Source organism: Rhizobium sp. CAU 1783, assembly GCF_054551725.1.
Genome location: NZ_JBTOLM010000002.1, coordinates 1,316,812 through 1,337,229, shown reverse-complemented (window position 1 = coordinate 1,337,229; position 20,418 = coordinate 1,316,812). Strand labels below are relative to the sequence as shown.

General features: G+C 62.7%; 20 protein-coding genes and 1 pseudogene. 10 read left to right on the top strand and 11 right to left on the bottom strand.

The genetic code is table 11. From position 1 onward, the window contains the following. Window positions 1-16 precede the first annotated feature (16 nt). Complete coding sequence (gene nadA / locus ACX93L_RS13345) at window positions 17-1,099, bottom strand: quinolinate synthase NadA (protein WP_459405275.1); 1,083 nt, start codon at window positions 1,097-1,099, stop codon at window positions 17-19. On the opposite strand from nadA, the gene ACX93L_RS13340 reads away from it, so the two are divergent. From ACX93L_RS13340 to ACX93L_RS13310, 7 genes and pseudogenes are all read left to right on the top strand, one after another. After that, complete coding sequence (locus tag ACX93L_RS13340; protein ID WP_459405274.1) at window positions 1,091-1,258, top strand: hypothetical protein; 168 nt, start codon at window positions 1,091-1,093, stop codon at window positions 1,256-1,258. The genes nadA and ACX93L_RS13340 overlap by 9 nt on opposite strands. 71 nt (window positions 1,259-1,329) lie before the next feature. Further along, window positions 1,330-4,110: a DUF2339 domain-containing protein gene (locus ACX93L_RS13335; protein WP_459405273.1), complete on the top strand. Its 2,781-nt coding sequence runs from the start codon at window positions 1,330-1,332 to the stop codon at window positions 4,108-4,110. A 70-nt stretch (window positions 4,111-4,180) separates the two neighbouring features. Further along, entirely contained in the window at window positions 4,181-4,834 is a 654-nt protein-coding gene (locus tag ACX93L_RS13330) for an HD domain-containing protein (protein WP_459405272.1), read from the top strand. Window positions 4,835-4,842: 8 nt separating this feature from the next. Continuing rightward, on the top strand, window positions 4,843-5,694 hold the full coding sequence (locus tag ACX93L_RS13325; protein ID WP_459405271.1) for an MOSC domain-containing protein: 852 nt from the start codon (window positions 4,843-4,845) through the stop codon (window positions 5,692-5,694). A gap of 466 nt (window positions 5,695-6,160) precedes the next feature. After that, window positions 6,161-6,271: pseudogene (locus ACX93L_RS13320) on the top strand (flagellin); the annotation flags it as partial. 163 nt (window positions 6,272-6,434) lie between these two features. Next, complete coding sequence (locus ACX93L_RS13315) at window positions 6,435-7,655, top strand: MFS transporter (protein WP_459405270.1); 1,221 nt, start codon at window positions 6,435-6,437, stop codon at window positions 7,653-7,655. 403 nt (window positions 7,656-8,058) lie between these two features. Then, the gene (locus tag ACX93L_RS13310) at window positions 8,059-8,310 is read left to right on the top strand and encodes a hypothetical protein (protein ID WP_459405269.1); all 252 of its coding nucleotides are present in this window, start codon (window positions 8,059-8,061) and stop codon (window positions 8,308-8,310) included. On the opposite strand, the gene recO is transcribed toward ACX93L_RS13310, so the two are convergent. Further along, window positions 8,238-9,011, bottom strand: a complete 774-nt coding sequence (gene recO, locus ACX93L_RS13305; RefSeq protein ID WP_459405268.1) for a DNA repair protein RecO — start codon at window positions 9,009-9,011, stop codon at window positions 8,238-8,240. The genes ACX93L_RS13310 and recO overlap by 73 nt on opposite strands. A 181-nt stretch (window positions 9,012-9,192) precedes the next feature. On the opposite strand from recO, the gene ACX93L_RS13300 reads away from it, so the two are divergent. Further along, window positions 9,193-10,293, top strand: coding sequence for an AbrB family transcriptional regulator (locus tag ACX93L_RS13300; protein WP_459405267.1), 1,101 nt, complete (start codon window positions 9,193-9,195; stop codon window positions 10,291-10,293). Between the two features lie 6 nt (window positions 10,294-10,299). On the opposite strand, the gene era is transcribed toward ACX93L_RS13300, so the two are convergent. From era to rpoZ, 9 genes are all read right to left on the bottom strand, one after another. After that, entirely contained in the window at window positions 10,300-11,244 is a 945-nt protein-coding gene (gene era, locus ACX93L_RS13295) for a GTPase Era (RefSeq protein WP_459405266.1), read from the bottom strand. A gap of 9 nt (window positions 11,245-11,253) precedes the next feature. Continuing rightward, the gene (gene rnc / locus ACX93L_RS13290) at window positions 11,254-11,976 is read right to left on the bottom strand and encodes a ribonuclease III (protein WP_459405265.1); all 723 of its coding nucleotides are present in this window, start codon (window positions 11,974-11,976) and stop codon (window positions 11,254-11,256) included. After that, entirely contained in the window at window positions 11,973-12,716 is a 744-nt protein-coding gene (gene lepB / locus ACX93L_RS13285; protein ID WP_459405264.1) for a signal peptidase I, read from the bottom strand. The genes rnc and lepB overlap by 4 nt, the downstream gene beginning before the upstream one ends. A 98-nt stretch (window positions 12,717-12,814) precedes the next feature. Beyond that, window positions 12,815-13,219: a holo-ACP synthase gene (acpS, locus tag ACX93L_RS13280; protein ID WP_459405263.1), complete on the bottom strand. Its 405-nt coding sequence runs from the start codon at window positions 13,217-13,219 to the stop codon at window positions 12,815-12,817. A gap of 30 nt (window positions 13,220-13,249) precedes the next feature. Next, window positions 13,250-13,831, bottom strand: a complete 582-nt coding sequence (locus ACX93L_RS13275; protein WP_459405262.1) for a DUF2062 domain-containing protein — start codon at window positions 13,829-13,831, stop codon at window positions 13,250-13,252. Between the two features lie 120 nt (window positions 13,832-13,951). Then, window positions 13,952-14,104 carry a DUF3563 family protein gene (locus ACX93L_RS13270; protein ID WP_169589251.1) on the bottom strand — a complete coding sequence of 51 codons (153 nt, stop codon included), beginning with the start codon at window positions 14,102-14,104 and terminating at the stop codon, window positions 13,952-13,954. A gap of 143 nt (window positions 14,105-14,247) precedes the next feature. Next, window positions 14,248-14,829: a hypothetical protein gene (locus tag ACX93L_RS13265; protein WP_459405261.1), complete on the bottom strand. Its 582-nt coding sequence runs from the start codon at window positions 14,827-14,829 to the stop codon at window positions 14,248-14,250. 97 nt (window positions 14,830-14,926) lie between these two features. Next, complete coding sequence (locus ACX93L_RS13260; RefSeq protein ID WP_169589255.1) at window positions 14,927-17,149, bottom strand: RelA/SpoT family protein; 2,223 nt, start codon at window positions 17,147-17,149, stop codon at window positions 14,927-14,929. Between the two features lie 94 nt (window positions 17,150-17,243). Further along, window positions 17,244-17,645, bottom strand: coding sequence for a DNA-directed RNA polymerase subunit omega (gene rpoZ / locus ACX93L_RS13255; RefSeq protein WP_169589257.1), 402 nt, complete (start codon window positions 17,643-17,645; stop codon window positions 17,244-17,246). 299 nt (window positions 17,646-17,944) lie between these two features. Here rpoZ and ACX93L_RS13250 point away from each other — a divergent pair, with 299 nt between their 5' ends. Both ACX93L_RS13250 and ACX93L_RS13245 read left to right on the top strand, forming a co-directional pair. Next, the gene (locus ACX93L_RS13250) at window positions 17,945-18,526 is read left to right on the top strand and encodes a LabA-like NYN domain-containing protein (protein ID WP_459405260.1); all 582 of its coding nucleotides are present in this window, start codon (window positions 17,945-17,947) and stop codon (window positions 18,524-18,526) included. 375 nt (window positions 18,527-18,901) lie between these two features. Beyond that, window positions 18,902-20,416: a methyl-accepting chemotaxis protein gene (locus ACX93L_RS13245; RefSeq protein WP_459405259.1), complete on the top strand. Its 1,515-nt coding sequence runs from the start codon at window positions 18,902-18,904 to the stop codon at window positions 20,414-20,416. The last annotated feature ends 2 nt before the right edge of the window (window positions 20,417-20,418 follow it).

The following is a 20,418-nucleotide window of genomic DNA, read 5'->3' as shown; positions in this document are numbered from 1 at the left end:
CAGGAGCCGGGTCTTGTCAGTTCTTCAGATTGATCATGCGCTCGACGGCAAGGCGGGCGCGACCGGCGATCGCCGGATCGACGGTGACCTCGTCCGTCATGAAGAGCAGGCTGTCGAGGATCTTCGGCAGCGTGATGCGCTTCATGTGCGGACAGAGATTGCACGGCTTGACGAAGTTGACGTCTGGAACCTCGGCCTGGATGTTCGAGGCCATCGAGCATTCGGTCACCAGCAGGACGCGGCCGGGGCGCTTCGTCTTGACATAGTCGATCATGCCGGAGGTCGAGCCGGCATAGTCGGAGACTGCAAGCACGCTCGGATGGCATTCGGGATGGGCGACGATCTCGATCGAGGGATCGCTTGCCTTGTATTCCAGCAGTTCCTCGGCGGTGAAGCGCTCATGCACCTCGCAGTGGCCCTGCCAGGTGAGGATCTTCTTCTTCGTCTTTGCCGCAACGTTGAGCGCCAGAAACTCGTCCGGGATGCACAGGACCGTATCGGACTCCAGGCTGTCGACGACCGCGACCGCATTCGACGAGGTGCAGCAGATATCGGTCTCCGCCTTCACGTCCGCCGAGGTGTTCACATAGGTCACCACCGGAACGCCGGGATAACGCGCCTTCAGGGCCCGGACGTCGGCGCCCGTGATCGATTCCGACAGCGAGCAACCGGCCCGGCTGTCGGGGATCAGCACCGTCTTCTGCGGATTAAGCAGTTTCGAGGTCTCGGCCATGAAATGCACGCCGCACTGGACGATGATCTCGGCATCGACCCGGGTGGCATCGCGGGCCAGCTGGAGCGAATCGCCCTTGATGTCGGCGACGCAGTGGAAGATCTCCGGCGTCTGGTAATTGTGGGCGAGGATGACGGCTCCGCGTTCCTTCTTGATCCGGTTGATCGCGTGGATGTAGGGCGCGAAAACCGGCCACTCGATGGCCGGAATGAAATCCTTCACCCGCTGGTAGAGATGCTCGGTTTCCTTGGCAACGGCCGGCGTGAAGGAAAGGTCGGGTCTTTCGAGGACGCCGAAACGCTCGGCGGCGGACGCCTCGAGGCGTGCGCCGGTGGTCGTGATGGAGGGGTCCGGGAGATGTGCCATACCGATGTCCTCGCCAGTTGGCTTCCCGCTTATGCTCAAGTTGAGCAAAAACAGGTTCAAAGAAAACCGGCAGCTGCCGGTGACGCTGATTTAGAAAGTTTTGTGACAGATTGCAAGGCTGTTTGCGCACAAGGTCAAGGCGACCTGCCTATTCAGTGACCATCCTCTCTTCCCGGATCGTGGAAAAAAGGTAGTGTTGCCCGACATGTGGCAAACTGCCGGGGAATCCCATGCTCGAACTCTTTCTGCTGATCCTGGTCGTGATCCTGTTCGTCAACAACAGGACCGCCTTCAAGCGCATCGACGCACTGGAGAAGGATCTCGGCAGACTGTCCGAGCAGTTCGTGCGCCTGACCGCCGGCGCGAGTGTGGCGACGCCCGAAACGCCTGCGGACCACGCGCTCATCGAACGCGCCGGGACCCCGGAGGCCCAGCTCAACATCGTCGAGCCCGAGAGCCAGGCAGTTCCGGAAATGGCCGCAGCGTCGGTCGCGGCCGAGGCGGTGACAGCGGAAGACGCTCCCGCCGCGCAGACGGCAACGACCCCCGCGCCGGCCAAACCGAAGGAAAGCCTGGAAAACTATCTCGGTGCCCGCTGGGCGGTCTGGGCAGGCGGGCTTGCCCTTGCGCTCGGAGGGCTTTTCCTGGTGCGCTACTCGATCGAGAGCGGGTTGCTCGGACCGGGCGTGCGGCTTTCGCTTGCCGCTCTCTTCGGAATGCTCCTTCTCGCCGGCGGGGAGATCATCCGACGCAAGGCGCTGCCGCAGGCCGCGGCCCTTTACGACAATGCGATGATCCCCGGCATCCTGACAGCGGCAGGTGCGCTCTCGCTCTTCGGCGCGATCTATGCCGCACACGGGATCTACGGATTCTTCGGCCCGACGCCTGCCTTCGTGTTGCTGGCGCTCGTCGCCTTCGCGACACTGGCGCTTTCGCTTCTTCACGGCCAGGCGCTGGCGGGCCTGGGGCTTCTGGCCTCGCTCGCGACCCCCGCGCTGGTCTCGAGCACCGCGCCGAGCCCGTGGACACTGTTTGGTTTTCTCACCCTCTCGCTCGTCTCGACGGCTACCGCCTCGCGGCTGAGGCGCTGGCGGATCGTGCCGGCGCTCGCAAACGGCGGGCTTGGTCTCTGGGCGCTCGCCTATATCCTGCTGAGCGGATCCTCCGAGCTTGTGCCGGTCACCCTCGCCCTGATTGCTATGATCGCCAGTGCCCTCATCGTCTGGCCGGCAAGGGCATTCGACACCGAAATCGCGGCGGAACGTCTCAGCTGGGACACGCTCGGCCTTGCCTTCGTCCGTCCACCGGTCGAAATCTGGCTCTCGGTCGCGCTCGCCTCCCTGCTGCCCGCCCTTGCCATGCTTCTACCGGACCCGGCAGGTGACATTCATCCGTTGTTTGCCACCGCGGCCGTGATCGCGGCGCTGGCTGCGGCGGGCTCCGCCGGCCGCGGGGCCGCATGGCCGAGCGTGATCTCCGCCGTCGGCGCGGTGCTCGGCCTTGCCCTTTACGCGGCCCTCACCTCCGATCTTCTGCAGGACTTCGATACCGGCCTCGGCGGCGACATGCCGCTTGCGGGCACGGACGGACAGTCGATCGCGATTTCGCTCGGCCTCGGCGCGGTCTTCCTCCTTTGCGGGCTTGCCTTCATCAGGCGGCGCGGCGCGACCGACCCGGCGCTCTCGACGCTATGGTCCGGAATCGCGGCCGCCCTGCCGACGATGGCCGCCGCCATCAGCTTCGTGCAGTTCGGCATCTATGACAGGGACTGGACGCACGGGCTCTATGGCCTCGCAGTCGGGATCGGCCTGATCGGGGCGACCGAGTTCTTTGCCCGCGCCGGCCTTGCCGGCATGCTCCGGCGCGGGCTCGACCTGTTGCTGGCCGGTTCGTTCGCCGCGTTTGTCTTCAGCCTGCACATGCTGACCGACGGGATCACCACCACGATCCTGACCGCCCTCCTCGGCTTCGCCTATCTGATGGCGACCCGCCTGCGGAGCTGGAGCGGCCTGCCCTGGATGATGGTCGCGGCGCTGGTGGTGGTGCTCCTGCGCATCGCCATCGATCCAACCCTGGTCGGCCCCGACCAGCTTGGCCGCACGCCGGTCTTCAACGCCCTGCTGCCCGGTTACGGCATTCCGGCGATCCTTGCCCTTCTGTCGGCCTTCGAACTGCGCGCCTGGCCGGGCGTGCGGGTGCGCAATGCCCTGCAGGGGCTCGCCGCACTTCTCGGGCTACTGGCCGTCACCATCCTCGTGCGCCACGCCATGAATCACGGTGTGCTGGACGACAGCGTCCCCACGCTCGGCGAGCAGTCGATCTACACGCTGCTGGTGACCGGTCTTTCCGGCATCCTGATGACACTCGACCTCAAGTCGCCGAGCCCCGTCTTCCGATATGGCTCGATGGTGGCGGGCGTCATCTCGATGGCCAATGTGCTGCTGCTTCATCTGGGCGGGCTCAACCCTTATTTCACCGGGGAGAGCACCGGCTCCTGGCCGCTCGTCAACCTCCTGGCGATCGGCTATCTCCTGCCGGGCCTCGCCTATGCCGGCCTTGCCTATTATGCACGCGACAAGCGCCCCCTGCCCTATGTCAGCGCTCTGGCGGTGAGTGGCGCCATCCTCGGTTTCGCCTGGGTGACGCTTTCGGTCCGGCGCTTCTGGCATGGGGAGTTCATGGCGGACTGGAAGGGGTTCGAGCAGGCAGAGACCTACAGCTATTCGGTGGCGTGGCTGGTGATCGGCGTCGGGCTGCTGGCGCTCGGCTCGCGGTTCGATGCGAAGAGCCTCAGGCTTTCTTCGGCCGTTCTGGTGCTGATCTCGGTGGGCAAGGCCTTCCTGATCGACATGAGCCATCTCGAAGGCGTGCTCAGGGCCTTGTCCTTCATCGGCCTCGGCGGCGTGCTGATCGGCATCGGGCTGTTCTACCAGAAGATCCTGACCGGGCGGAAGGCGGAACCGCCCTCAGGCGACGACGGGGACGAGAACACGTCGACGGAAAACGCCTGACCGCGGTTGCCATCCCGGGGCTCCCTCCCCTAGATGAACGCTCCGATAGTTCACCGCACCCGGATCCTCGATGACGAACGGCTTCGACGAAACACGCTTCGCTCCGCACGAGGCCCTGGCCCGCGATCTTCTGCCCCATGCCGTCCAGGGCGACGACGGCTCGCACGATCTCGCCCATATCCACCGGGTCTTCCGCAACGCCATGCGGATCCAGGCGAGCGAAGGCGGCGACGGGCGCATCCTTGCGGCCGCCGTCCTGCTGCATGACTGCGTCGCGGTCGAGAAGAGCTCGCCCTTGCGTTCGCAGGCCTCCCGGCTGGCCGCGGAAAAGGCAAGTACCGTGCTGGCCGCCCTCGGCTGGGCCTCGAGCGACGTCGAGGCGGTCGCCCATGCCATCACGGCCCACAGCTTCACCGCCAACATCGCGCCCGAAACGCTCGAGGCGAAGATGTTGCAGGATGCCGACCGGCTCGACGCGATCGGGATGGTCGGCGCCGCTCGCTGCTTCTATACCGCCGGGCGCATGGGATCGGCCCTCTACGATCCCGCCGACCCGCTGGCGCAGGCCCGGGAACTCGACGATCGCGCGTTTGCAATCGACCACTTCGCGGCGAAGCTCTTCAAGCTTTCCGACAATTTCCAGACCAAGGCAGGGAGCCTCCTTGCCCGCGAGCGACATGACCGTCTGACGACGGTCCTGGCGCAGTTCATCGACGAGATCTGAGGTCCGCCATGCATATCACCGAACTCCACGTCTATCCGCTCAAGAGCGCCCGCGGCATCGCACTTCCGTCCGCCCGCCTCGACGCGCTGGGGATTTCCGGCGACCGGCGCATGATGCTCACCGACCCGTCGGGGCATTTCATCACGCAGCGGGAATTGCCGGAACTCGCACGACTGACCGCGCTACCCCAGGCGACCCATCTCCAGCTGACGCTCTCCGACGGCCGCGACATGATGGTCGCGCCGCCGCATCCGGACCGTCGCATGGACGTGGCCGTATGGAAATCGGTGGTCAGTGCGGCTGTCGCCGAAGACAGCGTCAACGAGCGCCTTTCCGAGTGGTTCGGGCGCCCCGTCAAGCTGGTCTTCTTCGACGGCGTGGCATCCCGCAAGGCAAGCGCCGAATGGGCCGGCCCTGACAGTCCCGTCAGCTTTGCCGACGGCTATCAGGTGCTCGTCACGACCACCGGCTCGCTGAAGGCGCTGAACGCGGACATGGCCGCACATGGCGAAGGATCCGTCGGCATGGAACGGTTCCGGCCGAACATCGTGGTCGACTGCGACGAAGCCTGGGCCGAGGACGGCTGGGCAAGCATCGAGATCGGCGGCATTGCCTTCGATCTGGTCAAGCCCTGTGCTCGCTGCATCATGACCACGCAAGACCAGGAAACCGGCTCCCGCGAGGGTGCCAATCCGATGCCGGCCATGGGGCGCATCCGGATGTCAGCCGACCGTCGTGTGCCCGGTCCGCTGTTCGGCTGGAATGCCGTTCCGCGCGGTGAAGGCGTCCTCAATATCGGCGACACGGTGCGGATCACGGAAAAAAGGCCGGACGGCTGGGCGATCAAGAAGCGCGGTTGAGACACGCCCCAACCGTACCCTTCGGCGCCCGGCTGGCCCCATAGACCGTTTCAGAAATGATTACGGCGGACAACTATAAATACCAGACAATTTCTTGCAGTCTTAATTCTTGTTTTACTAAATATCGCTAGATGGATATCAGCGAAACGATGCGCCATGACTGGGCGACGGGTTTCTCCCGGCTCGCGATTTTCCCAAGCGTCCCAGGGCAGACCCCATGACTTCGTTCCCCTCCGTCAGCAACTATGCCGGCATCTTCGATACATTGAGACTGATCGGCTCCGATGCGGAAGCCGGGCCTCGTCGCGTTGCCGATCCCGTCTCCCGCGAGAATTCCGGCCAGCAATGGACGATAGACCTTCCAGGCACCCGGCCCGAATCATGGGCGGCGTGGAACGATGCGCTCGAAGATGACCTGCCGATCGAAGAAGATCATCTGTCCTATGAAGGTCTCGAACCCGATCTCGGCGAAGCCTCCATTCGGCTCAAGGCCCTGCTCGCAAGCCAGCAACTCGGCATTCAGTCACTGTCCATCGCCAATGCCGATGCACGCGCCATCCTGAGGCTGTTCCAGTAAGAGAGCGTACCCCGTGCCGCCGGGAAAAAGGGCGGCTCGATCATTCAATTTTGCTGCGCAATGACTTGGATTCAATCAATTTGGTTGATTAAAGCTTCACGAGAATGCGTTTGGCTGTGGCGCGGCCTCATTCTATCTTTCAGTCTCCTAAAGGAGACGATTCATGGCCTCGACCGCCCGCACACCCATGCCCTGGCTGCTCATCGCGAGCGGCTCGCTCATCGCAATGCTGACCTTCGGGCCGAGGTCCGCCATGGGCTTCTTCCAGTTGCCCATGCTGGCCGATACCGGCTGGGATCGTTCGACCTTCGGCCTCGCCATGGCGCTGCAGAACCTGTTCTGGGGCATGAGCCAGCCGTTCTTCGGTGCGCTCGCCGACAAGTACGGCACCGGCCGCGTCCTGACCGTCTCGGGTGTTCTCTATGCCATCGGCCTGCTGCTGATGGCCCATGCCAATGCCCCGATCTGGCTGCATATCGGCGGCGGCGTCCTGGTCGGTATGGCGATCGGCGCGGGCTCCTTCAGCGTCATCCTCTCGGCCTTCGCCCGGCACGTCACGCCCGAGCAGCGCTCGATGGCGTTCGGCATCGGCACCGCGGCCGGTTCGGCGGGCATGTTCCTGTTCGCACCGCTCAGCCAGGCGCTGATCAGCAATGTCGGCTGGTCGGACGGTCTGGTGGTGATGTCTGTCATGATGCTGATCGTCCCCCTGCTCGCCTTCCCTTTGCGCGGCAACTCGAGCTCGGGCAGCCAGTCACAGAACCAGTTCCAGCAATCGGTCGGCGAAGCCTTGCGGGAGGCGCTCGGACACAAGAGCTATCTGCTGCTGACCACCGGCTTCTTCGTCTGCGGCTTCCAGGTGGCGTTCATCACGGCGCATTTCCCTGCCTATCTCGGCGATATCGGTATCGAGGCGCGCTATGCGGTGATCGCGATGGCGCTGATCGGTTTCTTCAACATCATCGGCTCGCTTGCATCCGGTGCGATCGGCCAGCGCTATTCGAAGCCGTATTTCCTCGCCCTGATCTATATCGGCCGCTCGATCGCGGTGACGGCCTTCCTGCTTCTGCCGCAGACGCCGGCGTCGGTCATCCTGTTCGCGGCGGTAATGGGCCTGCTCTGGCTGTCGACGGTGCCGCCGACCAATGCGCTGGTGGCGATCATGTTCGGAACGCGCCATCTCGGCCTTCTTGGCGGGCTGGTCTTCCTGTCGCACCAGATCGGCTCGTTCCTCGGCGTGTGGATGGGCGGCTATCTCTACGACCGCTTCGGTTCGTATGACAGCGTCTGGTGGCTCGGGGTCGCACTCGGCCTGTTCGCCGCGGTGGTGCATTGGCCAATCGCCGAACGACCGGTGGAACGTGGCCTGCCGGCCGCTGTCTGACGCGCACGCTCCAGGATGGCTTTTTTAAGGATTGCGGCAACGGCGATTGAATTTTGCCGCAATCCACCCCATTCAGGAGCATGAAAGAATTTTATTTTATTTTTCTTTCCATACCTGTTGACGGGAGAATGTCGGGCACCTACCTTTGTCCTGCCCGGTTGAAAACCGAAGCATTGTAACCAACGAGGCTTTCACGACGGAAGCCGTTGCCAAAAAAGGAGGTCTGCGAGAATGAATATTATTTTCCATCATGCCGTCCGCCCTTGGCATAAATCCCCCCTCGGTGTGGCGACGCTCAATCGCCGAAAATGCACCTGTCGAATGTGACGCTGCGCAAGCACTGAATTCAACAATCGACGCATCATATTTAAGTCTGCGCACTGGCGCGGGCGGGGAAACCGTTATGGAAAAGCAAGTTATCGAATATGCCGGCATTCCCGTCGGTATCACCATTCCCGATGGCGACAGGCTGAAGTTCATCGCAGTCAAGTATCCGGTCATCGAACTGGATGGCGGCACCTATCGCAGTGTCGGCGAACTGCAGCGCGCGATCCACCAGCACCTGCAGAACTCGGAAGACGATCAGGGCATGTTTCGCGTCGCCGCCAACGGCGCCACCGGCGCGGCTGCCCGCAGGGTCTTCAACGCCGCCTGACAGAAGCCCTCCCGGGCCGCGCCGGCCTCGAGACCGCGCGGCTCGTAGACGTGACGATTGAGGAAGAAGCCCGTCAGTCGGAAAGCGGCCGCAAGGCTCTCCTCGTCGGCGGCGCTCGACGCGCCGGCGCCAAGAAACCCCGGAAGCGCCAGCATGCGGTCTGCCCAGGGGGCGCCTGCCTCCCTCGAAACCGCCCTTCCGGTCTTCGGCGACACGAATGCCAGATCCTCGCGCCTGCCCGTGGCGGCACACTGGTCGAGATCCAGGCCGAAGCCGAGATCGTTCAGCACCGCCAGTTCGAAGCGGATGAACAGTTCGCCGGCGGCAGCCGGTTCATCCAGATGGTCGAGGATGACGTCGAGCGCCTCAAACAGATGCGGATGCGGTTCGCGTTCCGGCAGGAGGCGCAGCACGGCGGCGAGAGCCTGCACCCCGTAGACCGCCGTCGCACTTTCCATCAATCGGGAGGCGCGCAGCCTAACCGGCTCGACGCGAAACTCGCCGAGATGTTCATCAAGCCTCGCCCGCCATGTGACTTCCACGCGGTTTCCGGGCTGCAACACCGGCTGCATCGCCCGCGAACGACCACCCCGGATCATGCCGAGATGACGCCCGCGATCGCGCGTCATCACCTCGCCGATGACGCTCGTCTCGCCGTGACGGCGAGCCCCCAGGAATATCGCTTCGTCGGTCCATTGCATGGTTCAATTCTATCGCATTTTTGCATTTCGGCACAGCCTGAACTGAAACACAGCCGGCGCATCCGGCAATGGGACGCATACGAAATGTGATGCTTCACAACTCGTCGACCCTGCGTCACACGAATCGGTATAGTCGTGACATAACCCACCTGAGTCCCGTCAGCACAAGAGCCGATCGCCCATGCCCGTCACCACCACCGGCTCTCCGGAACCGACGCCCGATCCTGGTTTGCTCACCCGGTTGCCGCTCCTGGTGCGCTGGCTCATTCTTCTCGTCATCTCGGCCTTCTTTTCCGCCGGCCTGCAGTTCATCCACCTGCCGGGCTCGCTGCTGCTTGGGCCGATGGTCGCGGCCATCATCGTTGCAACGAACGGCGCTCGGCTCTCCGTTCACAAACTGCCCTATGTCGCGGCCCATTCGCTGATCGGCTGCGTGATCGCCCGTTCGCTCGACGCGGAAATCGTCCGGACCTTCGCGGCCGACTGGCCCCTCTTTCTATCGATCGTGCTGGCCGTCATCGCTTCCAGCAGCGTCATGGGCTATTTCATGGCAAAGAGCGGCAGCCTGCCTGGGACAACCGCCGTCTGGGGCACGTCGGCGGGTGCCGCCTCGGCGATGATGCTGATGGCCGAAGCGCATGGCGGAGACGTCAGGCTCGTCGCCTTCATGCAGTATCTCAGGGTGGTCTGCGTGGCTTCGGCGGCGTCGCTGGTCGCAGCCTTCTTCTTCCATGCGAGCGGGGGGACAGCACCCGAAACCGTGTGGTTCCCGACGTTCGACCCGATCGAACTCGCCAAGACGCTCGCCGTCTCCTTCATCGCCAGCATGGTCGGCGCGCGATTGAAGATGCCGGCCGGGACCATGCTGCTGCCGCTGATCGCGACCGCCGGCCTTCACGCCGCGGGTTACATCACGATCGACCTGCCGCCATGGCTGCTGGCCGTCGGCTACGGGGTTCTGGGATGGAAGATCGGCCTCAGCTTCACGCGTCGCATCCTCAGGCACGCAGCCCACGCCCTGCCACAGATCGTCGCGTCGATCGTGGTGCTGATCGTGTTCTGCGGCGGGCTTGCGGCGCTGCTTACCACCACGCTCGGGATCGATCCGCTGACCGCTTATCTCGCGACAAGCCCCGGCGGGCTCGATTCGGTCGCGATCATCGCCGCGTCCTCGCCGGTCGACCTATCCTTCGTCATGGCGCTGCAGACCGCACGACTGTTCCTCGTGCTTTTGCTCGGCGGGCCGATCTCGAAGTTCGTCGCCCGCCGCATAGAGCGCTGAGCGCTCTCAGTTCCTCGGGAATTCGAGGCCCATCTCGCGGAAACGTTCCGGGTCGTCGCCCCAGTTTTCGCGGACCTTGACGAAGAGGAAGAGATGAACCGGCTGTTCTAGGATCTCTGACAGTTCTTTGCGCGAAGCGGTCGAAATCGATTTGATCGCATCCCCGTTCTTGCCGAGCACGATCTTCTTCTGGCTGTCGCGCTCGACATAGATGACCTGCTCGATGCGCACCGAGCCGTCCTTTCGCTCTTCCCACTTCTCGGTCTCGACATGCGAGGAATAGGGAAGCTCCTGGTGCAGGCGCAGGAAGAGCTTTTCACGGGTGATCTCGGCGGCGAGCTGGCGCATCGGCAGATCAGAGATCTGGTCTTCGGGATAATACCAGGGACCTTCCGGCAGGCGGGCGGCAAGGAAATCCATCAGATCGCTGCAGCCCGAGCCGGTCGTCGCCGAAACCATGAAGGTCTTTTCGAACGGAATGGCCTCATTGGCGGCAGCAGCGAGTTTGAGCAGGTCTTCCGGGCGCACCCGGTCGATCTTGTTGAGCACCAGGATCTTCGGCTGCTTGACTTCCTTCAGGCCTTCGAGGATCGCCTCGGCATCGCCGCGCAGGCCGCGTTCGCTGTCGATCAGAAGCAGGATCAAATCCGCATCCTTGGCGCCGCCCCATGCGGAGGTCACCATGGCGCGGTCGAGCCTGCGGCGGGGCTTGAAGATGCCGGGCGTGTCCATGAAGACGATCTGCGCGTTGTCATGGATCGCGATGCCGCGCACGATGGCGCGCGTCGTCTGCACCTTGTGGCTGACGATCGACACCTTGGCACCGACGAGACGGTTGAGCAGCGTGGACTTGCCGGCATTGGTCGGTCCGATCAGGGCCACGAAGCCGGAATGCGTGGGCTTGTCGCCGGCAGCGGCGCCTTCGACGGAGGGGTTTTCAGTTTCGCTCATCTTTTCCAATCAGCCTGCGTCCGGGGACTTCGACCAGACGCCTTCGCGTTCGAGAACTTTCGTGGCGGCCACCTGCTCGGCAGCGCGCTTGGAACGATCGGTTCCACTTTCCGGCGCAATGCCGGGAATTTCGACGATCACCGTGAAACGGGGATCATGATCCGGTCCGGAGCGTTCGGCAATCCGGTAGGCCGGGGTCTTTGCGTATTTCGCATGCGCCCATTCCTGCAGTTCCGTCTTGGCGTCGCGCCGGGCGCCGTCGGCGCGGCTCGCACGCTCTCCCCAAAACTTCAGGATGAAGCCACGTGCCGCTTCCAGTCCCGCATCCAGATAGATCGCGGCGATCAGGCTTTCCACCACGTCCGCGCGGACGTTCAGCATGGCCTTGCCGGTCAGCTTCTTCACGTCCGCGCCGGTGCGGATGAAGCGGTGCAGCTCCAGTTCATCGGCGATTGCCGCGCAGGTTTCCGCACTGACCAGCTGGTTGAAGCGGACCGAGAGCTCACCTTCGGTCGCCTTGCGGAAGGTGGTGAACAGCAGTTCGGCGACGCACAGGCCGAGCACGCGGTCGCCAAGAAATTCCAAGCGCTCGTAGTCGCCGCCCTTGGACGTCGGCGTCGCGCTCGAATGGGTGAGCGCGCGATCAAGCCGGTCCCGCTCGGCAAAGGCATGACCGATCGCGGCTTCGATCCGCGCCCGATCCTCTTCGCCGAGCCCTTTCGTTCTCTTCATTCAACCACCTTGAACAGGCGATCCCAACGCATGTTGGACGGCCATTTCCAGATTTCGCGGAACGAGGTGTCGTTGCCGAGCGAGAAGAAGATAACCGAAGCGCGGCCGATCAGGTTCTCCTCCGGCACGAAGCCGACGTCGAAGCGGCTGTCGAGCGAGTTGTCGCGGTTATCGCCCATCATGAAGTAGTGACCTTCCGGCACGATGAATTCGCGCGTGTTGTCGCCGCGGGTGTCGGGCGCCTGATCAAGCGTGTCGTAACTGACGCCGTTGTCCATGGTCTCACGGTAGACCGGCACGTCGGTGCCCGGGTCGAGGCTGTAATCGGAGGTGAAACGGCCGTCCTCGGCGCGCGGAACCGGCTTGCCGTTGATGTTGAGCACACCGTTGATGACCTGGATGCGGTCGCCCGGCAGGCCAACGAGACGCTTGATGTAGTCGACCTTCGGGTTCGGCGGGAAGCGGAAGACGACGATGTCGCCGCGCTCGGGCTGGCTGCCGAAGATGCGGCCCTCGAAGAGGTCCGGCGAGAAGGGCAGCGAATACTTGGAGTAACCGTAGGAGAACTTGTTGACGAAGATGTAGTCTCCGACGAGAAGGGTCGGCATCATCGAGCCCGACGGAATGGTGAAGGGCTGGAACAGCACCGTGCGGATCACCATGGCCAGCAGCAAGGCCTGGATAACGACCTTGATGTTCTCCCACAGGGCACTGTGCTTCTTTTCGGCTTGTTCGACCACGCTTTCACTTCCTCTTCTGGCAATTCCTGCCCTGTCTAGTCGGTTCGCGCCCCTGCGGCAACGGCAGAGGCACGGAATTCCCCTTGCAAGTGGGCCGTTCAGGCCTCGACCGGTCGGGCCTCGATGATCACGAAGGCCTGCGCCAGGGGATAGTCGTCAGTAATGGTCAGATGAATGACCGCTTCATGGCGGGGCGGCAGCATTTCCTTCAAGAACTCGGCGGCGCCGCCGGTCAACTGCATGGTGGGCTTGCCGCTCGGCGCATTTACCACGCCGAGATCCCGCCAGAACACACCCTGGGCAATTCCGGTTCCGAGCGCCTTGGCCATCGCCTCCTTTGCGGCGAACCGCTTGGCATAGGTTGCGGCGCGGTTCTTGCGGCCATCCGCCTTACGGCGTTCGACCTCGGTGAAACAACGCTGGGTGAAGCGTTCGCCATGACGTTCGAGCGACTGCTCGATGCGGCGGATGTCGATGAGGTCGCTGCCGATGCCAAGGATCATAGGGCTTTCCGGTCTGGTTGGATCGTCTGGTCAGGGGGCGGGATGGATGGCCGCACCGGCGCGCAGGCGCGCGCCCTCGGCAAGACGCAGGCGGCGCCGGTCGCGATGGCGTCGCACGAGAAGGAAGGTCAGGCCGTAGGCGAACAGACCGCTGACGAGCGCCGGCGGGATCGCGCCGATCAGCATCGGCTCGATCACCGGACGCCAGAGATCGGCCCAGCCGACGCTGCCCAGCAGATGATGAAGGTCAAGATGATGATGCCCGGCGGCGAGGTCGCCACCCAGCATCCAGGTGCCTATCTTCCAGGTTGCGGCCCAGATGAAGGGAAAGGTGAGCGGATTGGCAAAGGCGGTCGCGAGGGCTGCGGCGATCACGTCGCCGGCGACGACCCAGGCGATAACCACGGACAGGACGATGTGAAATCCGAGAAACGGCGTCCACGCCGCCATCATGCCGGAAGCAATGCCAGCCGCAACCGCATGCGGCGACGCGCTGAGGCGCAGGATGCGCATCCGGTAATAGTGAAAAGGTCGCGAAAAACCCTTGGCCGGCCAGACGAGGCCGCGCATCTTCTCAAGCAATCCGGCGGGTCTGCGGCGGCTAAACAACATAGGTCACATGTAGGGGATCATCCCCCATGCAGACAAGAGCGGGGGCCGGCCAATTTGCCGCGCCCCGTCCCTCATTCAAAGGCGCGCCGACAGCGCGCCCGATCCATTCGGCAACCTGGCTCAGAAACCCTTGCGGAACATGCCACGCTCGATTTCGCGCTGGCGGAATTCGAGGTCGACCATGTCGCGGGCACCGTTGAGATAGGCCATCTCGCGTTCGGCAGCGGTGGGAACGCGAAGGGCACGGGCGATATTGCGAAGCGGCTTGAACATTTCTCTATCCTCTTTGTCTCTGTACTTGAGCCAAAGATAATTGTGCGGCGCACAATTTACCAGTTCAGATAAGGATGCACTGGCATGCAAGCGTTGCATGGCGAGCTAAGGAAGGTTTAACGATCAAGAGGGCGCATTAACCGCTAGTTCCCGGACCGGGCCGCCTGAAGAAGCTTCCCGCGGATCTCATCGTCCCAGATCAGGGTCAGGCAAGCCTCTATGCCGGTGCGGTCGAGACGGAACCGCCTGTCGTCGGAGCCGAGCCCGCCGCCGGGCAGGCCGTCACCGTCCTCGCACATCTCGATGTCGCGGGTGATGTCGAGCAGCACGGACCGGTCGCCCTGGCGGCGCAAGGTGAACTCGCCGCCGTCGCATTCGATCGCGCAGGAAAGAACGCCCTGCCCTTCGGGCTCGGGACGGCAGCCGCCCGACAACTGAACCGGATCGCTCACGCCACGAAAACCGAATTCGAGATTGACGATGCTCTCGTCATAACCCTCTCCGTCGGGACGATAGGCAAGCACGGTCATGGCCGTCACGTTCTGACGGGGATGGGCGTCGAGGTGCGGCTGGTCGTAGTGACGGGTGAAACAGGCCCAGCCAAGCTCGCCGACCTTCAGCGCACGGCCATAGAGGAACCTCTGTTCCCCTTCACCGGCTTGAACCGTGCAAGGCAGCAAGCCTGCCCACAACAAGAGCAGCAGTCGGCCACACCCCATCCGCATCGTCAGAAATCCCCTCGCCTCTTCGCCACACAGTGCACGAGGCCTCACCGGGTATCAAGACCGCGACGCCCCGAGATGGAGACACCGCAGGCCCGGCTCAGTCGTAGACGCGCTTGACGGTCGAGATGCAGTCGAGCTCCTTCATCTCGACGATCAACTGGTTCAACTGGCGCAGGTCCCAGACCTCGACGTCGATCGCCATCTCGGTGAAATCGGCAGCAACGCGCACCATGGAGAGCGTGCGAATATTGATGTCGAGGCGCGCGACGGTCTGGGCGACGGTCGCAAGGGTTCCTGGCTCGTTGATCGCATTGATCAGGATGCGAGCCATGAAGCGGGACTTGTTGGCCTCGTCGAGATCCCAGCGCACGTCGATCCAGCGTTCGGGCTCGTCGTCGAACTTCTGGAGCGTTGAGGCCTGGATCGGATAGATGGTGATGCCCTTGCCGTCTTCCATGATGCCGACGATGCGGTCGCCGGGCACGGCACCGGCCGGTGAGAAATGCACCTCGGCATTGTTTCCGAGCCCGCGGATCGGCAACCGATCCTGGGCGTCCGCCCCGCCTTCGTCCTTGCCGCGCGGTTTGCCGGGGATCTTGAAGACCATGCCATTGGCGCTGTTCATCGCGAACCAGCCCTCGTCGGTCGAGGGCTTCACCGTCACGCGTTCGTCCTGGTAATCCGGGTAGACGGCGCGCAGCACGTCGATCGACGACATCTCGCCACGACCGACGGCAGCGATCGCGTCCTCCACATCGCGCTGGCCGAGCCGGTGCAGCACCGGACGCAGCGTGTCTCGCGAAAAGATCTTGCCGGCACGCTCGAAGGTGCGTTCCAGAATACGGTGACCGAGGCCGGCATACTGCTTGCGGATCGCCATGCGGGTCGCGCGGCGAATGGCGGCGCGCGCCTTGCCGGTCACCACGATCTCTTCCCAGGCCGCAGGGGGGACCTGCACGCCGGAGCGGATGATTTCGACCTCGTCGCCGTTCGACAGGCGGGTGACGAGCGGCATGATCGAACCGTTGATCTTGGCACCGACCGTGGTGTCGCCGATATTGGTGTGCACCGCGTAGGCGAAGTCGATCGGGGTCGCGCCGCGCGGCAGCGCGATCAGCTTGCCCTTCGGGGTAAAGCAGAAGACCTGGTCCTGGAACAGTTCGAGCTTGGTGTGCTCGAGGAATTCCTCGGGGCTGTCGCCCTCGGCCAAGGCCTCGATGGTGTGGCGCAGCCATGAATAGGCATTGCTTTCGCGGGACAGCAGTTCGCCGTCGCCGCCACCCTCGCCGTCCTTGTAGAGCGCGTGGGCGGCGATGCCGTATTCGGCGATCTCGTGCATGCGCCGGGTGCGGATCTGCAGCTCGATACGCTGGCGCGACGGGCCGACGATGGTCGTGTGGATCGAACGGTAGTCGTTCTGCTTCGGGGTCGAGATGTAGTCCTTGAAGCGGCCCGGCACGACGCGCCAGCGGGTGTGGACGATGCCGAGCGCACGATAGCAGGCAGGAACGTCGTCGACGATGAGGCGGAAGCCGTAGACGTCGGAAAGCTGCTCGAAGGACAGCGACTTCGACTGCATCTTGCGGAAGACCGAATAGGGCTGCTTCTGGCGGCCCTTCACCGAGGCGTTGAGCAGGCCGTTGGCGACCAGCAGTTCGCGCAGTTCGTCCTCGATCTTCTTGATCAGGCCCTCATTGCGCTGCGAGAGTTCGGCGAGACGCTGGGTGACCGTCTCGTAGGCTTCCGGATTGATATAGCGGAAGGACAGGTCCTCCAGCTCGTCGCGCATGTCCTGCATACCCATGCGGCCGGCAAGCGGCGCATAGATTTCCATCGTCTCCTCGGAGATGCGGGCGCGCTTGTCGTCGCGCATGTGCTCGAGGGTGCGCATGTTGTGCAGGCGGTCGGCCAGCTTGACGAGCAGAACGCGGACGTCGTCGGAGATCGCCAGCAGCAGCTTGCGGAGATTTTCCGCCTGCTTGGCCTTCTTCGAGACGAGGTCGAGTTTCTTCAGCTTGGTCAGGCCCTCGACCAGACGACCGATATCCTCGCCGAACAGCTCGTCGATCTCGGCGCGGGTCGCCGTCGTGTCCTCGATCGTGTCGTGCAGCAGGGCAACCGCGATCGTCGACTCGTCGAGGCGCATTTCGGTTAGGATGGCGGCAACTTCGAGCGGATGCGAGATATAGGGGTCGCCGCTTGCGCGTGTCTGCTTGCCATGCTTCTGCATGGCATAGACATACGCCTTGTTCAGGAGAGCTTCGTTGGCATCGGGCTTGTATTTCTGAACCCGCTCAACGAGCTCGTATTGCCGCATCATCCGAGGCTGCTCCATAAACGAAAAGCGCGCCAATCAACGCGGATTGGCGCACGAGACCGAACTTCCGAAACTTTAAAGCCCGATTACTTGACGATTAGTAATCGTCGCTCTTTTCCGGCGGAACCAGGCCTTCGATGCCGGCCAGCAGGTCTTCTTCGGACATCTGGTCGAAGGTCAGGGTTTCCGGCAGGTCGTCCTCTTCGTCGCCCTTCGCCGATACGGCGGAAGCGGCGATCAGCGAACCGGCATCCTGCTCCGGCTCGTCGACTTCGACGTGCTTCTGCAGCGAGTGGATGAGGTCTTCCTTGAGATCGTCAGGCGAAAGCGTCTCGTCGGCAATTTCGCGCAGGGCGACGACCGGGTTCTTGTCCTTGTCGCGATCGACCGTGATCGGAGCACCCTGCGAGATCTGGCGCGCACGATGGCTGGCGAGCAGCACGAGCTCGAAACGGTTATCTACTTTGTCGATGCAGTCTTCAACGGTGACACGGGCCATTGCCTGTCCTTTGCGCTGGGGAATTTAAGGATTTAGCAGCCCGATACAATCAATGGAAGGCAAATTCAAGTTTTTCATCAGCCTCAACCGGGGGCTGACGGGAGAGCGCCACGAAAAATGCCGTCTCAAAGCGCTTGATTCAACTTATGCGTGCTTGGAATATCGCTTCACCTGCCCTAAATGATTCCGTATATGAATATTTCATAATTTAAGTGGAGTATTCATGAGCAATACGGCAAGGTTTTGTTTTGATTGTCTTTTGCCACTGACTCCTATTCCGAACAAAGGATATTTGCGCGATGTTCGATCCCCGGGAAAAGATAGCACTGTTCATCGATGGCGCTAACCTCTACGCCGCCTCGAAAAGCCTCGGCTTTGACATCGATTACCGCAAACTTCTCAAGGCCTTTCAGAAGCGCGGATACCTTCTTCGCGCGTATTACTACACCGCCTTGATCGAAGACCAGGAATATTCCTCCATTCGCCCGCTGATCGACTGGCTGGACTATAACGGCTACAAGGTCATCACCAAGCCGGCGAAGGAATTCACCGACTCGATGGGCCGCCGCAAGGTCAAGGGCAATATGGATATCGAGCTCGCCATCGATGCCATGGAGCAGTCCGAGACGGTCGATCACCTGGTGATCTTTTCCGGCGACGGTGACTTCACCACCCTCGTCGAAGCGCTCCAGCGCAAGGGCCGCAAGGTCTCCGTCGTGTCGACGATGGCAACCCAGCCGCCGATGATCGCCGACGACCTGCGCCGCCAGTCGGATCATTTCATCGACCTGATCTCGCTCAAGGCAGAAATCGGCCGCGATCCGAGCGAACGTCCGCCGCGCGTCGTGGAGCCGGTTTCCACGAACGATATGGGCGAGTAATCGCCCACGGACAGGGGAATTGCCCCACACCCCTCAAATTTGAGGGGGCAAATGCGGCGCGACTCAGGAAAGCGCCAAGGCGTCATCTGACACGCGACACATCCAACCATCTGAATGTTATCGCTTTTCTTCGGCTGAAGGTTCATTCTCCGGATAAATCCAGACACCCTTCCGCGCCTGACGAGGCCGACTTTCCGCGTGGCTTCGCCGTCCAACATTTGATTATTATCATTCTCTTCATCAAATTACGTCTAATACTTCATTCTTCGTTAATCGCGAACGCAAAGAGCGCAGCGACCGCGGTTTACTCTCCTCCGGGGGCAACCTATCTGCACGGCCATACAGCCCCCCATATATTTATAGGTCACTTCAGAAATGTCCGGTAACAACAGCTCCGCTTCCCACCTCAAAGATCGCCTCAGCTTTCTCGGCCTCGACGTCGAGGAGCGTCAGCGCCTCGCCAGCCTGCAGCCGCAGATCAAGGCCACGATCGGACCTGCCCTCGACGAATTCTACGCACGCGCCAAGTCGCATCCGGAAACCGCACGCTTCTTTGCAAGCGACGCGCACATCGCACACGCCAAACAGAAGCAGGAAGCGCATTGGTCGCTGATCAGCTCGGGCAAGCTCGACGCTCAGTATGTCGAGGCGGTTTCGACAATCGGCCGCACCCACGCTCGGCTGGGCCTGGAACCGCGCTGGTACATCGGCGGCTATGCGCTGGTGCTCGAAGGGATCATGGAGGGGGTGATCGCCGAGGAGCTTCGCGGTTTCATGCAGGGTCGCAAGGCCAAGCGCCTCACTGAGAACCTGACCACGATCATGAAAGCCGCCATGCTGGACATGGACTATTCGATCTCGGTCTACCTGGATTCGCTGGCCGAAGAGCGTTCGCGGGTCGAGGAAGAGCGGCACAGGCTCGAACAGGAACAGGAGGTTGCGCTGGCGGCGATTGATACGGCGCTTGACCGCTTGAGCAACGGGGATCTGACCGCAACCATCGACAGGGAACTGTCCCCCAAGTTCGATAATCTGCGCACCAACTTCAACCAGGCGGTCAATGCGCTAGGCTCGGCCTTTACCGAGATCTACACCGAGGCGTCGCGAACCGCATCCAACTCACGCGAACTGACATCGGCAACCGACGAGATGGCAAAGCGGACGGAGCAGCAGGCGGCTGCCCTCGAGGAGACGGCTGCAGCGCTCGAACAGATCACCACCGTCGCCAAGCAGACTGCGCTGCGCACCCAGGAAGCCCGAGAAGCCGTGACAGCTTCCGCCGACGAAGCCGTGCGATCCGGCAAGGTCGTGGAGCAGGCCGTCGAAGCGATGGGCGACATCGAAGCATCGTCGAGGAAGATCACCCACATCATCAGCGTGATCGACGAGATTTCGTTCCAGACCAATCTTCTGGCGCTCAATGCCGGTGTCGAGGCGGCGCGCGCCGGCGAAAGCGGCCGGGGCTTCGCGGTCGTGGCACAGGAAGTGCGTGAACTTGCCCAGCGTTCGGCAGCGGCGGCCAAGGAGATCAAAACGCTGATCGACCGCGCCTCGCAGGACGTCGCACGGGGCGTGTCGCTGGTTCACAAGACCGGCGAGGCACTGACGACGATCGGCGAGCAGGTCCATGCGATCAACGGCCACATCGCGGCGATCACCACGTCATCTCAGGAGCAGTCGGCCGGGATCAGCGAAATCAACGCGGCCATCAACAGCATGGACCAGATGACCCAGCAGAATGCTGCGATGGTCGAGGAAACCAACGCCTCTACCCACACGCTGCTCGACGTTTCTCATCATCTGACGAGACTGGTCTCGCGCTTCACGGTCTCGAAGGAAATGTCGATGCCACGGCAGTCGCAGGAATATCGCCAGCGCTACGCCGCGTAAGG

Coding starts and splice junctions, on each gene's coding strand:
- ACX93L_RS13325 (WP_459405271.1), top strand. CDS start 4,843: ATGCATATCACCGAACTCCACGTCTATCCGCTCAAGAGCGCCCGCGGC.
- ACX93L_RS13275 (WP_459405262.1), bottom strand. CDS start 13,831: ATGTTGTTTAGCCGCCGCAGACCCGCCGGATTGCTTGAGAAGATGCGC.
- rnc (WP_459405265.1), bottom strand. CDS start 11,976: ATGAAGAGAACGAAAGGGCTCGGCGAAGAGGATCGGGCGCGGATCGAA.
- rpoZ (WP_169589257.1), bottom strand. CDS start 17,645: ATGGCCCGTGTCACCGTTGAAGACTGCATCGACAAAGTAGATAACCGT.
- era (WP_459405266.1), bottom strand. CDS start 11,244: ATGAGCGAAACTGAAAACCCCTCCGTCGAAGGCGCCGCTGCCGGCGAC.
- ACX93L_RS13315 (WP_459405270.1), top strand. CDS start 6,435: ATGGCCTCGACCGCCCGCACACCCATGCCCTGGCTGCTCATCGCGAGC.
- ACX93L_RS13250 (WP_459405260.1), top strand. CDS start 17,945: ATGTTCGATCCCCGGGAAAAGATAGCACTGTTCATCGATGGCGCTAAC.
- ACX93L_RS13330 (WP_459405272.1), top strand. CDS start 4,181: ATGACGAACGGCTTCGACGAAACACGCTTCGCTCCGCACGAGGCCCTG.
- ACX93L_RS13265 (WP_459405261.1), bottom strand. CDS start 14,829: ATGCGGATGGGGTGTGGCCGACTGCTGCTCTTGTTGTGGGCAGGCTTG.
- ACX93L_RS13335 (WP_459405273.1), top strand. CDS start 1,330: ATGCTCGAACTCTTTCTGCTGATCCTGGTCGTGATCCTGTTCGTCAAC.
- ACX93L_RS13245 (WP_459405259.1), top strand. CDS start 18,902: ATGTCCGGTAACAACAGCTCCGCTTCCCACCTCAAAGATCGCCTCAGC.
- ACX93L_RS13300 (WP_459405267.1), top strand. CDS start 9,193: ATGCCCGTCACCACCACCGGCTCTCCGGAACCGACGCCCGATCCTGGT.
- recO (WP_459405268.1), bottom strand. CDS start 9,011: ATGCAATGGACCGACGAAGCGATATTCCTGGGGGCTCGCCGTCACGGC.
- ACX93L_RS13340 (WP_459405274.1), top strand. CDS start 1,091: ATGTGCCATACCGATGTCCTCGCCAGTTGGCTTCCCGCTTATGCTCAA.
- acpS (WP_459405263.1), bottom strand. CDS start 13,219: ATGATCCTTGGCATCGGCAGCGACCTCATCGACATCCGCCGCATCGAG.
- ACX93L_RS13260 (WP_169589255.1), bottom strand. CDS start 17,149: ATGATGCGGCAATACGAGCTCGTTGAGCGGGTTCAGAAATACAAGCCC.
- ACX93L_RS13270 (WP_169589251.1), bottom strand. CDS start 14,104: ATGTTCAAGCCGCTTCGCAATATCGCCCGTGCCCTTCGCGTTCCCACC.
- nadA (WP_459405275.1), bottom strand. CDS start 1,099: ATGGCACATCTCCCGGACCCCTCCATCACGACCACCGGCGCACGCCTC.
- ACX93L_RS13310 (WP_459405269.1), top strand. CDS start 8,059: ATGGAAAAGCAAGTTATCGAATATGCCGGCATTCCCGTCGGTATCACC.